7 protein-coding genes are annotated in these 14354 nt (G+C 38.1%); all 7 read right to left on the bottom strand.

Annotated elements, in window-relative coordinates; genetic code table 11:
• Positions 1-3: 3 nt before the first annotated feature.
• The 7 genes from ACHRV3_RS02820 to ACHRV3_RS02790 all read right to left on the bottom strand — a co-directional run bounded on the left by ACHRV3_RS02820 (position 4) and on the right by ACHRV3_RS02790 (position 14353).
• Positions 4-1185: a glycoside hydrolase family 88 protein gene (locus ACHRV3_RS02820; protein WP_395435684.1), complete on the bottom strand. Its 1182-nt coding sequence runs from the start codon at positions 1183-1185 to the stop codon at positions 4-6.
• 21 nt (positions 1186-1206) lie between these two features.
• A complete protein-coding gene (locus ACHRV3_RS02815; protein ID WP_395435685.1) occupies positions 1207-2724 on the bottom strand; it encodes a RagB/SusD family nutrient uptake outer membrane protein in 1518 nt (505 codons plus the stop codon).
• Between the two features lie 18 nt (positions 2725-2742).
• On the bottom strand, positions 2743-5745 hold the full coding sequence (locus tag ACHRV3_RS02810) for a TonB-dependent receptor (protein ID WP_047777287.1): 3003 nt from the start codon (positions 5743-5745) through the stop codon (positions 2743-2745).
• Between the two features lie 214 nt (positions 5746-5959).
• Positions 5960-10054: a two-component regulator propeller domain-containing protein gene (locus ACHRV3_RS02805; protein WP_395435686.1), complete on the bottom strand. Its 4095-nt coding sequence runs from the start codon at positions 10052-10054 to the stop codon at positions 5960-5962.
• A 168-nt stretch (positions 10055-10222) separates the two neighbouring features.
• Entirely contained in the window at positions 10223-11902 is a 1680-nt protein-coding gene (locus ACHRV3_RS02800) for a hypothetical protein (protein WP_395435687.1), read from the bottom strand.
• 425 nt (positions 11903-12327) lie between these two features.
• Positions 12328-13515 carry a mannonate dehydratase gene (gene uxuA, locus ACHRV3_RS02795; protein WP_395435688.1) on the bottom strand — a complete coding sequence of 396 codons (1188 nt, stop codon included), beginning with the start codon at positions 13513-13515 and terminating at the stop codon, positions 12328-12330.
• Positions 13516-13540: 25 nt separating this feature from the next.
• Positions 13541-14353, bottom strand: coding sequence for an SDR family oxidoreductase (locus tag ACHRV3_RS02790; protein WP_230002274.1), 813 nt, complete (start codon positions 14351-14353; stop codon positions 13541-13543).
• Position 14354: the final 1 nt, after the last annotated feature.

The following is a 14354-nucleotide window of genomic DNA, read 5'->3' as shown; positions in this document are numbered from 1 at the left end:
ACGTTATAAGTCTTTTTTTCTTAATACTGCTTCCAGAAAGTAATAATCGGCATAAACGATTGGCTCGTCAATTTCGTCGTGTTTGGGCCAGTTTCCTGTGCTATGACCAAAGATAAAGGGTGCGTTGATTTTAGAGTCTAAAATATATTGATCAGAACTTAAAGTTTGGATTACTTTGTTGGCATAAGCCAGATACGTTTTGTTTTTGGTGTAGCCATAAAGTTCGTATAAAGCAGAAGCCATAATGGTGGCTGCAGAAACATCACGTGCCGCATTTGGAATACCAGGATCGTTAAAATCCCAATACGGAATCCCATCTTCGGGCAGGTTTTTATTCGTCATAAAAAACTTTGCGGTTGCTTCCGCCTGATCGATGTAGGCCTTGTCTTTTGTATAACGATACGACATGGTAAATCCGTAAACCGCCCAGGCCTGACCTCGTGCCCAAGCCGAATCGTCATTGTATCCCTGTAAAGTCGTTTTCTTTTTTACAGCTCCCGTAATGGTGTCGTAAACCACCACATGGTAACAGCTGTTGTCTTTTCTAAATTGATTTTTGAGTGTCGTATTCGCATGTTTGATGGCGATATCCTGATATTTTTTATCTCCGGATAATTTAGTAGCCTCAAAAAGCAATTCCAAATTCATCATATTATCAATGATTACCGGATATTCCCAAATGTCTTTATTGAAATCCCAGGAACGGATCGCACCTACTTTTTCATTAAAACGCGTACATAAGGTTTCAGCTCCTTTGATAATCGTTTTTTTGTATTCCGGATTATTGGTTACTTTTAAACCTTCTCCAAAGGCACAATACACCTTAAATCCCACATCATGAGAACCACGATTTACACTTTCTTTTTTGCTGAATGGTGTCCACTTTTCTGCTTGTTTTTTGTATTCGGAATTGCCTGTTAGTCGATACAATTGCCATAAGTTTCCGGCAAAAAAACCACTGGTCCAATCTCGCGAAGGTACTTTCTTTATGAGATTGGATGCCGGGGTCATGCTGCGTGGCATTGCCATTGAATCTACGGGATATTCCAACATCATTTTATAACGGGTTTCAAGCAGATTAGCTGAAGATGCGGTTGCATTGGTCTGAGAATTATTCCCGGATTTGCACGCTGTAAGCAGCCATGCAAACCCAAGAACAAAAAGTATGTGATTAACTTTAGTCATAAGTAAATTTAATATAATGTTTTAATAGCCAGGGTTATTTGGTGCTAAGTTTGGATTTATCGCCAACTCAGTTCCTGGCAATGCGAACAAATAATCTCTATTGGAATCAAAATTGGCGTGAGGCTCAAAACCATTTGGACCAAATACTTCAGGGCCATTTTTAAGTCTTTTAATATCGTACCATCTAATGTATTCAAACGCCAATTCTAATCTTCTTTCATCAACCACCATTTTCCTGAAATCCGTTTTAGATAATCCCGGTGTTACATTTGCAGGAAAAGAAACTTGTCTGCCTGCTTTGTTTCTGGCTCTGGCACGCACTCTGTTTACATAACCATTCGCTTCTGAAGTTCCCGGACTAATTTCGTTTAAAGCCTCAGCAGCCGTCAGCAATACTTCGGCATAACGCATGGTGATGTAGTTGTGTTGGGAAGTTCTTCCGTTAGCACCTGCTTTACCCGGAAAACGATAGTATTTGGCAATATGAGGGCGTGGCGCTTTTTCGTTATCGCTTGAAGGATAAATTTGCAAAGCACCACCCGGTCCTGTTTTTTTTCTGATGATCGTGTCAAAACTTACCGCTCTTCTGTAATCTCTCTGATCCCAGTCGTTAAAAACTTTTAAAGAAGGTACAGCCACAGAAAACCCCTGTCCGTAACTGTAACTGTCGTCTTTTAAGGAACCTGTAAAAAAGGCGGTATAGTCCTGACCGTAATTTCCGGAGGTTAAGTTGTTAAAATCAATTGTAAATAAAGGCTCTTTTAATGAAGCAGCTTTTGTTGCATTAAATAAATCCTGAAAATCAGCATCCAGCCCTAAACCAAATTTTGCCTCATTGGTAATAACGTATTTGGCTTCATCGTAGGCTTTTTGATAATTTCCTAAAGTTAAATACACCGAAGCCAAATAACCTGCTGCAGTTCCTTTTCCGGGAACGGCTTTTACTTTTGGTTTGTCGTCCAACCATTTTTTTGCGAATTCCAAATCCTCAATGATTTTGGCATATACTATTGCTTCTTTGGTTCGGCTTAATTTATCGACCTGTGAAACTTCGTTTACGGCAAAATCGATATACGGAACATCTCCAAAGATGCGAACCAAATGATAGTAGGTAAAAGCTCTTGCGAAATAAGCCTGAGCAACAATGGCGTTTACTTTTGCAGGATCACCAGGTGTTTTTTTAGCGCCTTCGATCGCCTGATTGGCCGCGGCAATGATGATAAACGATTGTGGCCAGAAGTTAGCTACCAGTGCATTGGTGTCGTTCATTCTAAAATCGTTTACATCAATCCTTGCTGCCTGAGTGGTTCGGTCTCCAATATCGGACATATCATCTCTAAGCATCAGGGCAATAGTAAACTCTCTTCCCCAGTAGTTGTTGTGAGCGATGTTGGCAAAACTTCCATTTACAGCAGCTTGCAAATCGTCTGTATTATTAAAAAAGTTATCCGGACGAATGATTCCTACGGGATGTTCTTCTAAATCAGAGCATCCGAAGGCGAATATTCCCAGGAAAATAAAAGCGATATATTTTTTCATGATAGTGATGGTATTTGACTAAAATTTTAAATTAAATCCGAACGTAAATGTTCTCACATTTGGGTAACTTCCATATTCCAGACCCAAATTGGTATTACTTCTGGCATTGGTATCATTCAGATAATTGCCCTCCGGATCAGAACCCGGATAGTCGGTAATGGTCCAGATATTTTGTGCACTGATGAAAAAACGGACTTTACTCAGTCCCATTTTCGAAACAATTTTTTCATTTAAGCTGTATCCAAGTGAGATGTTTTTCAAACGGATATAACTTGCATCGTATACAAATCTTGACGTTACTCTTTTGGTTCTCGCTGCATTGGCCGGAACATTGGTGTCGGTGTGCGTAGGAGTCCAGGCATCTAAAACTTCTGTTGTTGCATTATTGTTTCCTGAAGCCAATTCCATTAAAGTATAATTCAGAATTTGATTCCCTTCTGAACCTTGGAAGAAAATATTTAAGTCTAAATTTTTATACGTGAAATCATTGTTTAAACCGAAGATGAAGTTCGGATTTGGATTTCCGATAATGGTCTTGTCGTTCGAATCTAATTTTCCGTCACCGTTTACATCTTTGAATTTTTCTCCACCCGGAGCCGTTTCAAAATTCCCCGGAAGTACAGTTTCTCCCTGTTGAATCACACCATCATAAACAAATCCGAAGAAGGAACCAACCGGCTGTCCAACTCTCAAAATCTGAGATTCTGTTGCAAGGAAATGCCCCGGTGTCGAGTTGATAAGGAGGTCTTTGTTATCGGCTAATTTTAATACTTTATTTTTGTTGGATGAAATATTAAAACTGGTCGACCAGGTAAAATCGGCTCCGATAAAGTTTTTAGAATTAATTCCCAATTCCCAACCTTTATTCTCTAGTTCTCCAACATTCTGAAGTTGCGAGGCAATTCCTGAAACTCCCGGTAAAGGTCTGTTGAACAGCAAGTCTTTGGTAATCGTTTTATAATAATCGGCGGTTAAACTTATGCGATTATCAAACAAACCTAAATCGATCCCGTAATCTTGTTGATAGGAAGTCTCCCATTTTAAGTTTGGATTGTCCAATGATGTTAATTGAACTGCATTTACAATTACGTCACCACTCACATCATATATCTCAGAAAATCTGGACAGCGTAGAATAAGCACCGATAGAAGGATTTCCTGTAGCACCATAACTGGCTCTTAGCTTAAGATTAGAAATCGTTTTATTGTCTTTTAAGAATTGTTCTTTAGCGATGTTCCAACCAATGGCCCCCGATGGGAAAGTTCCATATTTATAGTTTTTACTGAAACTCGATGAACCGTCACGTCTGGCCGTAAACGTTAGTAAGTATTTATCGTCGTAATCAAAGTTTAGCCTTCCGAAAGCCGAGATCAACTCGGTTTCTGATAAAGAAGAATCCGGTTTTAAAAAGACTGTTCCGGCCCCTAAATTATGATAGGAATTGGTATTGGTCAAAAATCCTCTTGAGGCTGCAAAAGAAGTTTCGTTTTTGTTTTTTTGATAGGAGTACCCTCCAAGAACAGTCAGGATTCCTTTTGTGATAATCTCTTTTTTGTACGTCAGATAATTTTCGGTCAGGAAGGAGGAATTTCGGTTGTTGCTTACAGAAGCTTCTCCTTTGATATTTTTCCCTGCAATTAGAGTAGACGGAATAAATCTTCCGGTTTGAGAGTTGGAATCCGATAAACCTAAAGTGGTTTTAAATTCAAGGTCAGGTGTGATTTTATAAGTGGCGAAGAAATTATTTCTGCTTACTACAGAAACGGTTTCTAAAACATTTTCCATCGCTGTTGCATACGGATTGTCAATATCATCCCCAATAGGAGCAGTAGAAGTATAGCTTCCGTCGGGTTTGTAGATGCCCTGATCCGGCATAAAACGGTAAGCGGCAGCAATTACACCGGCAGCTCCGGTTCCGCCTGCACCGGTCTGAGAAATAATTCCTTCTTTATTTTGTTTGCTTTGAAAGGTATTCAAACCTACTTTAAATCGGTCGCTTAAATCGGCTTCTAAATTGCTTACAATCGAGTACTTATCAATTCCGGAATTAATTACAACACCATTTTGATTGAAATAATTTCCTGAAACATAATACCTCACTTTTTCCGATCCTCCGGAAAAAGACAATTGGTTATTCGAAATCATACCATCACGATAAATGACATCCTGCCAGTCTGTGTTTGCTGGCCCTGCTGTATGTGTAGTGAAACTTTTTCGGTACGCTACAAACTGATCGGCATTTAATAAATCCAATTTGTTATTGACAGATTGTACGGAAGTTGAATTGCTGAATTCAATAACCGGTTTTCCCGGTTTTCCTTTTTTGGTGGTAACAATAATAACCCCGTTAGACCCTCTTGATCCGTAAATAGCAGTTGCTGAGGCATCTTTTAATACCTCGATAGAAGCGATGTCCTGAGGTGCAGGCATAGAAACCCCTGCAAAACCATCCACCACAACAAGCGCGTCTCCACTCGCATTAATCGAAGTACCTCCACGAACTCTGATTTTTATCGGAGCGCCCGGTTCACCACCATTATTGGATTGTACAGAAACCCCCGCTGCACGCCCTTGTAAAGCTTGTTCGGCATTTAATAAGGGATAGGCAGTTAATTCTTTTGCCGTTACGGAAGATACAGAACCTGTAATGTCGCTCTTTTTGCGGGTTCCGTAACCGATCACAATTACTTCATCCAGATTTTTGGTATCGGGTTTTAGACTAATATTGACAACGGTTTTATTTCCGACCGGAATTTCGACCGACTGATATCCTATAAAGTTGAAAACAAGTACAGCATTTTTTTCTGAAACAAAAACAGCATAATTCCCATCCATATCGGCAGTGGCTCCTACAGAAGATCCCTTGATATATACATTAGCACCAGGAAGTCCGAGTAAGTCTTCACTGGAAGTAACTTTTCCGGTGACTTTTCTCTCCTGTGCATTCACAATAGTAATTCCCAGTAAAAAGAGTACCAGGAAACACCATTTAAACGACTTAATTTTTTGGTTTGTAAACATTCATTTTTTGGTTTAAAGGTTAATGTTAGCTAAAATAAAAAAGCAATAAACTCATTCCTATTATCAGCATCATGAAGAGAATTTGGAGTAATATGAATTTTGTTTTTTTGACTTTCATACCACAAATGTATTAGGCACAAGCGATATAGAAGTACAAAAAAGGGTATCTAAAAATACAGACACCCTTTTTTAAGCCCTGAAAACAAAGGACTTTTTAAAATACGGACAACGGTTTAGAAAATTTGTCAGCAAATTGTGACGGAGTTTTTCCATATCTTTTTTGAAAACATTTGCTAAAGTATTTGGGGTTGTTAAAACCTACCTTATAACTGACTTCAGAAACGTTTAGTTTGTTTTGTTCCAACAATTGGGCGGCTCGTTTTAATCTTATTTCATGAATGAATTCATTTGGCGTGAAGTTCGTCCAAGCTTTTACTTTTAGAAATAACATCGTACGGCTTACCCCTAGTTCGGAGCAGAAAAAAGGAATGTCAAATTGCTCGTTGGAGATATTGTCCTCTACAATACGGAAGGCTTTTTTTAATAGTGCTTCGTCTATGGAAGATACCGTTATTTCTGCCGGAACAAAATTGTCTTCGCTTGAGAATTTTGCTTTTAATCGTTCCGTTGAATGGAGGAGATTTTTAATACGGAGTTTAAATTCAATTAAATTAAAAGGTTTACTGATATAATCATCAGCGCCACTTTCCAAGCCTTCAAATTTGTAAACCAAAGAAGATCGTGAAGTCAGTAATATTACAGGAATATGACTGGTTTTCAGGTTTTCTTTTATTTTGGAACAAAGCTCGGTACCAACCATTTCGGGCATAATAACATCACTGATAATTAAATTGGGTACATATTGAATGGCTTTTTCTAAGGCCGTTTTTCCGTTGTCGGCAACCAGAATGTTATACTCTTTTTTAAGTAGATTTTTCATGAAGTCTCTCAGCACTTTATGGTCTTCCACAAGTAGTATCGTTTGTTTTTCGGCATTCACTACATAATCGTCAATGTCTTCCGGTTCTGTTGTTTCATTAGGAACGAGTTGTGCTGTATACTGTTCAATAGCATCGCTGATTCTAAAATCCTTAATGATTTCTTCTGGTCGAAGATGTTCTTTCCCTAATGGAAGTGTGACCGTAAAAATAACACCTTCCGTTTTTTTGTTGACGACATTTATGGTTCCTTTATGAAGTTTTACAATGTTTTTTACAATCGACAATCCAATTCCGGTGCCTTTATTGTAATTTTTTTGAACGTTGTTGTGGGTCGGAATTTCAAAAAATAAATCAAAAATTTTGTCAATATGCTCTTGGGCAATTCCAACTCCCGAATCTTCTACCGCAATGAATAAGTTTTCTGCGTTCTGACTTATTTTGATTGCAATAACACCTCCTTTTGGCGTATATCTAAAAGCATTTGAAATCAAATTATAAAAAACACGCTCTAATTTGTAGCGATCAAAATACACCTGGATTTCCTCATGTGAAGATTCAAAAGTGTACTGGTAACCGCCATCTTTGGCATATTCTATAAAAGACAGAAAGATTTCTTTAGTAAATTTTACAATATTTCCATTGGCAGATTCTAAGGTGACCTGATGGCTTTCTAGTTTTCTGAAATCCATTAATCGGTTAATCAGACTCAAAAGATGATTGGCACTTCCTTCTATAACCAACAGTTTTTTGTACATTTCGTTAGTTCCGTTGTAGTCCGCCAATATTTGTTGCAAGGGACCAAGAATCAAGGTCAGCGGTGTTCTGAATTCGTGCGAAATGTTCGTAAAGAAATCCAATTTGATACGATTGTTTTCTTCAATGCGTTTGGTTTCCAGATATTCTAATTCCAGTTTTTGTTTTAATGTGGCTTTTGATTTAATAATCCACATCAATCCATATAATCCGATACCAATTGTTATTCCATACAATAAAAAAGCCCAAATACTTCGCCATGGTGCAGGATTTACAGTGACGGTAAGTGTAGTGGGATTACTGTTCCAGACCCCGTCATTGTTGGCACCTCGTACTTCAAAAATATAAGTTCCCGGGTTTTGAATGGCAAATATAGCCTCGGTATTTTTGGTAGTCGTCCAGTTGTTTTCCAGACCAATTAAGCGGTAACTGTACTGGTTGTTTTTTGATCGGATGTAATTTGGAATGGCATAACTGATAGAAAAATTAGCCTTGTCATAGTCGAGCGTTATGTTTTTGGTGTAACTGATGCCTTTCTCTAAAATTTCCGGTGTGTCATTTGGATTTATCGTCTTATTTTTAATTTTCAGACTTGTGATTAAAACTTGTGGCGAGTATCGGTTCAGTACAATTTTTTTGGCATCAAAAAACGTAGCTCCGGATGGGCTTCCAAAATAAAATTGTGTAGCGTCCAGTTTTAAGGCCGAATTATCATTGAATTCATTACTTGCCAAACCATCTTTTTGATCATATAAAGCAACCGTTTTTTGAGTGGTACTGTATTTTAAAATTCCCTGATTCGTGCTGACCCATAGGTTTTTGTCACCATCCTCTAAGATCGAATGTATCGAAGTAATTACAGTGTTTCCGACTTTTAGATTGATTTTCTGAAATCTTTTTCCATCAAAATAATGCAGTCCTTTTGCTTTTGTACCCACCCATATTTTGTTCTGACTGTCCTGATATAGCGTGAGTATGTCATCTCCCGACAAAGAAGGTTTATCAAAAAAGTAATGTTGTATGGAATAATGATTGGGTTTGAAATTGTTCAACGAGATGCAATTAAGTCCATTTTGAGTTCCGACCCAAAGTCTCTTTTTTTGATCAATTAGAAGAGTTCGGATAATATTGTTTGTTAGAAAATTGGCTTTTGTGTTATCGTTTCCTACAAGGACAAAGGTTTTGTCAATAGAATTGTATCGAATCAAACCTTTTCCGAAAGTTCCGATCCAAACGATTCCGTTGGCTTCCGTTTTGATAGAATAGACACCGGTTTCTTTTACTAATGCGCTTAATTCCGAACTGATGCGGTTGTCTTCAATTCTTTTTGAAAGGGTATTGTAAGCCGATAATCCTTTAGAAAATGTGCCAATCCACAAGATATTATCGGGAGAAAGCGACATCGATTTGATATCATTTTTATTGCTTTGTCCAGTGCTGCTATTGATATAACTTGTTACCGATGTATTTGGGTTGTAAATGGTTATTCCACCGCCTTCCGTGCCAAAGTAGATATTTTTGTTTTTGTCGGTGATGATCGAACTGATGACATCAAAACTCATAGGGATTTTTTTTGAATTCTGATTGTAATTCGAAAAATTGACATTAGAGACATCCCAGATGTTTACGCCTTTGTAATAACAGCCGATCCAAACAGAACCTTTTTTATCGATAAAAACCGATTTTACTTTGTCAATCCCGTTGCTATTATTACTGTTATTGATTTTTTGGAGACTTTTATCTTTGCCGTAAATATAGATTCCATCGTAAGCGCCAATCCATAGCGAACCTTGATTGTCAATGGCTAATGAACGAATGTCTGCGTTTATTTCTTTGTATTTTTCATTCGGCAAAAAAGAAACAAATTGACGCGTTTTTATATCGAGTTTTAAAAGCGCTTTGTTTTTGGTACCAATCCATAAATCACCTTGCGCGTCTTCTGCAATGGTTTGAACATTAAGTAAATCAGTAGTATTTAGTGGGTAATTTTTAAAAGTTAATTTTCCGTTATTTCTGCTTGTAAGTCGGCATAAACCTTTTGTTGTGCCAATCCAGATTTCCTGCTTTTTGGTTTTTATAATAGTCAGAATATTATTGCTTGGCAAAGTTGAGGTATCGGTATCTGAATGGAAAACAGAAGTAAACAGCTTGGTTTTTTTATTGAAAATGCTCAAGCCTTTTGAGGTTCCAAACCAAAGCTCATTGCCAATTTCTTTGATACACCAAACAGCATTACTACTAATGGTGTGGTTGGTATTGGAGTGCAAATACCTCTTGAAGGTATTGGAAACAGGATCGTAACAGTTGAGTCCGTTGTAAGTTCCGACCCATATTTTCCCCGAATTGTCTTCATCAATCGCGAGAATATCGTTGTTGCTAATCGTTGCTTTGTCAGAAATGTCATTTCTAAAAATGGTAAACTTGCTTCCGTCGTATTTATTGAGTCCGTCCCGCGTACCAAACCACATTTGCCCTAATTTATCCTGATGTATGGCAATGACAGAACTTTGCGAAAGACCATCGGTTGTCGAGATATTTTTAAGACGGTATTTATTTTGAGAAAATAGATTTCCCGTGATGAGGACTAAAACTAGAAGAGCTATTTTTTTTTTCATAGCATTCGAATTATTTTGTGAATAGAGGGGGGGGAGCCACAAAGGCGCTAAGGCGCAAAGTTTTTGTTTGATCGAATTATTTTATATTCTTTGCGCTTTGCTTTTTATTCTTTACTCTTTACTCTTTGTGATTTAACGTGATTGTAAATGATACAGCTTTACCTAAACTTATTTTAATCGTTTTTTCAATTGATAATCATATAAGGAAGGTACTTTATCCATAGACTCATTTAAAAATTCAATGTAGGGCTCGGGGTCGTATTTTACCTCGAATTTTGTATTTCCATTTACTCCTATAATTCTGGCGAAAGGGCCGTCTTTCATGCCGTAAAGTAAAACCGGTTTGGTATGTTCTTCGGGATTTGAAACCTGTACATTCAGATTCCAAAAGGTACTGTATGGCCCGTGTGAAGGCTTCCAATAGTCGGCACCGCCACCGCCAAATAGAGCATAACTGTTGGTGTTATCCGGAGTTAAATGAACCGTTATATGATCGAATAAATTCTGATGATTGGCTCCCGAGTGCTGATCCAAAAGCGGATCTGCAAAAACCTCGCAATTCTGATACACGTTTTTAGTAGCAAATGTGTTGAAACTTAAAGGATGAACGGCTTTATTGTAAACCTTTAGATTCTTTACTAAAACATTATGTACACCCCCTAAAGTAACGGTGTAATGTGCCATATGATTTCCGTCGGTTACGATATCTTGTATGGTGACATTGGCGATTTCTTCTGCTAAAATTCCGCTGTCTGCATTGGTTATGGTTACATCTTTGACCCAACTGTTAAAAACACGGGTTAGAAAAATACCATTATTTCCCGGTTCAACATGATGTGCTACTCTCGGAATATCCGGAAATGTAAAACGCAGATGCTCGATTCCGACTTCGTTTAAATGTTTCCATTCTACCAATTGAGCCTGATAACTGGGTTTGATGCCAATAGTCAAGGGTGTTTTCAGCGTGATTTTAGAACCTGAAATTTTAGTAATTTCAACTTGTTGTCTTACGATGGGTAATTTTGGAAATTTCCAATGATGTGAACCCGGTTTTACAGGAGCACCTTGGTATAAATCTTTAAGAATTTCGCCATTTTCGCCGTCCTTATTAAATAATTGTAATTCTACGACATCACCAATTTTCAACCCGTTTAAGTCCGAAACGGTTATCGTATGCTCGCCCATAGTACCACTGCTGACTTTAGCCAGGACAATTGGAGTGGGTTCGTATTTATCAAGATAGGATTTTACGCGTTCATTTGGAATCTGTGTCCAGATAAAACCTCCGGACCAGGCGTATTGCGAAAAAGCCAAGTCGATATTGTTTTCGTTCTCCCGTTGTCTTTTGTCAAAAGTAGTCAGGTATTCCCTTAATTCGGCTAATGATTCAGGGTCTTTTAAGTACATCATTGGTCTCGGACAATAGAACTCTGTTCCGTTTTTGCCCGATCCTGTGCCGCGAAGTACAAAATTGCTTCTTTCGAGGTATAAAATGGTACTTAAAATGATTCTTCCTGCGGGCAATTGCAAAATGACATTTCCTTCTATTGCATTGGCTGCTTTTATTGCTTTTAGTAAAGCTTTCGAATCGTCTAATTCATCATTTGCTTTTACACCAAAATCGACCGCATTGATTATTTTTCCTTGAACTTCAGGTAAGTTTGTTTCTCCAAAACGATAGCCTGCATAACTAAAATCGGGTAGGTAAGTGGTTACTGATTTTTGTTGTGTGTTTAGGATTTTGGGTAACTGCTGGCTAATTGCATTTAGGGGTATAAGTAGCGTACTTATAAAAATACCACAGTAATTCCAGCGGTGTTTTTTGGTTAATTGGTTTTTGAAAGTCATGATAGTTAGTAGTTTGCAATGTTTTTTTTGTAATGAGTTTGGGGCGGTTAGTTCTCAAACTTTTTTTATAATGCCACAGATTCAAATGATTCAAATGATTTGAAGAGAGGTGGTTTTTTTTCACGCAGATTTGGCAGATTTGGCAGATTTTTTTTTCATTTCTTTGCTAGAACCTGCTAAATCTGCGTGCCATTTTAATATTTCCTGTTTTAAAGACATTCTACAAAATTTAAAGCAGATTTTTTTGATTGCTTTCGCGAGAATCCGCCGAATCTGCCAGATCTGCGTGCTATTTTATTATTTCCTATTTTAAAGACATTCTACAAAATTTAAAGCAGATTTTTTTGATTGCTTTCGCGAGAATCCGCCAAATCTGCCAGATCTGCGTGCTATCTTACTATTTCCGGTTTTATAGACATTCTTTTTTAAACAATAGATTTTTTAATCCCCATTTCAAGTCCTCGTAATTCGGCTAAACCTCTTAAACGACCGATTGCGGAATATCCGGGATTTGTTTTTTTATTTAAATCATCGAGCATTTGATGACCGTGATCAGGACGCATTGGTAAGGTGCTTCCGTTTCGTTTCTCGACTTCCAGAATCGCTTTTACTACTTCATACATATCGACATCACCCTCTAAATGATTGGCTTCAAAAAAGCGATCTTCTTCCTCTCTTTTTGTACTTCTGAGGTGTATAAAATTCATCTTATCACCATGACGTCGCACCATTCCGGGCAAATCATTGTCTGCTCTTACGCCATACGAACCGGTACACATCGTAAAACCATTTGATTTGGAATCAATGGCAGCCATTAGTTCAATTAAATCCTCTTCGGTGCTTACAATTCGTGGTAAGCCTAAAATCGGAAAGGGAGGATCGTCCGGATGAATGGCCATCAAAACACCTGCCTTTTCAGCTACAGGAATAATTTCTCTCAAAAAGAAAAAGAGATTCTCCTTTAATTTTTGTCTGTCTATGTGACTATAGCCTTTTAAAGTCACCAGAAAATCCTCAACCGTATAGGCTTCTTCTGCGCCTGGAAGTCCGGCAAGAATGTTTTGTTGCAGTTTTAGTTTATCGGCCTCCGTCAATAATTCGAAGTATTTGGTCGCTTTTTTAATTTGTGCCTCCGTATAGGTGGCTTCTGCTCCGGGTCTTTTCAAAATAAACAATTCAAAAGCCGCGAAAGCAATACCGTCAAAAAGTAAGGCCTTTGAACCATCCGGCATTTCATAAGACAAGTCCGTTCTTGACCAGTCTAAAACCGGCATGAAATTGTAGCAAACACATTTTATTCCGCATAAAGCCAGATTGCGAATGCTTTCTTTGTAATTTTCAATATACTCTAAGTATTTTCCGGTTTGTTTTTTAATGTCTTCATGAACCGGAATACTTTCTACAACAGACCAGATTAAACCGGAGGCTTCCTTTTTTGGATCCCCATTTTTATGTTCAATTTCGACTTTTCGCTTGATTATTTCGTTGATTGGCCATACCTCTCCATTGGGAATATGGTGTAATGCGGTTACAATTCCGGTTGCTCCGGTTTGTAAAATATCTTGTAAAGAAACCGGGTCTTGTGGTCCGAACCATCGTAACGTTTGTTCCATTTAATATAGTATTTGGTAGTTGTTTTTAAATGCTGGAAGCGGCAAAACCTCCGTCGACTTTTAAGATTGTTCCTGTTACAAATTTTGACATGTCGCTGCATAAAAACAGTAGTGCTCCGTCAATATCATCCGGTGTTCCAAATCTTCCCATGGGAGTGTGGTCAATAATTTTCTCGCCTCTTGGAGTTAACTTTCCATCCGGTGTCAGCAATAACGCGCGATTTTGTTCCCCGATAAAAAAGCCCGGTGATATGGCATTAACCCGAATGCCTTCTCCATATTTTGAAGCCAATTCAACCGACATCCATTGCGTGAAATTGTCTATTGCCGCTTTTGATGCAGAATACCCAACAACTCTTGTCAAAGGTCTTTGTGCCGATGCCGACGAAATGTTGATAATGATTCCCTCTTTTTGTTTGGCAAAAAGGGTTGAGAATACCTGCGAAGGAAGCATTGTTCCGATAATATTCAGATCAATAACTTTTTGCAAATCCTCGGTTTTCAGATCATAAATCGCCTGATCGGGGCTGATGGTAGCTCCGGGCATATTTCCTCCGGCGGCATTGATGAGAATATCCAGACGACCGTATTTTTCAACAATAAAATCTTTTGCTTTTTCGAGTTCTTCTTTGTTTAAAACATTGGCCTGAATGGCAAAAGCCGTTCCGCCATTGTCCGTAATTGCTGCGGCAGTTTTAGTTGCTTTTTCAATAGATTGTGATACGATTCCTGTGATAACGCCTTGTTTGGCGAGTACTTTTGCCATATTGCTTCCAAGTACGCCCGCACCACCTGTAATAAGTGCAATTTTGCCTTTTAGATTAAATATTGAATCCATA

Source organism: Flavobacterium sp. FlaQc-49 (assembly GCF_044005985.1).
Classification (GTDB): Bacteria; Bacteroidota; Bacteroidia; order Flavobacteriales; family Flavobacteriaceae; genus Flavobacterium; species Flavobacterium cupriresistens.
This window is presented reverse-complemented; position numbering and strand designations above follow the sequence as displayed.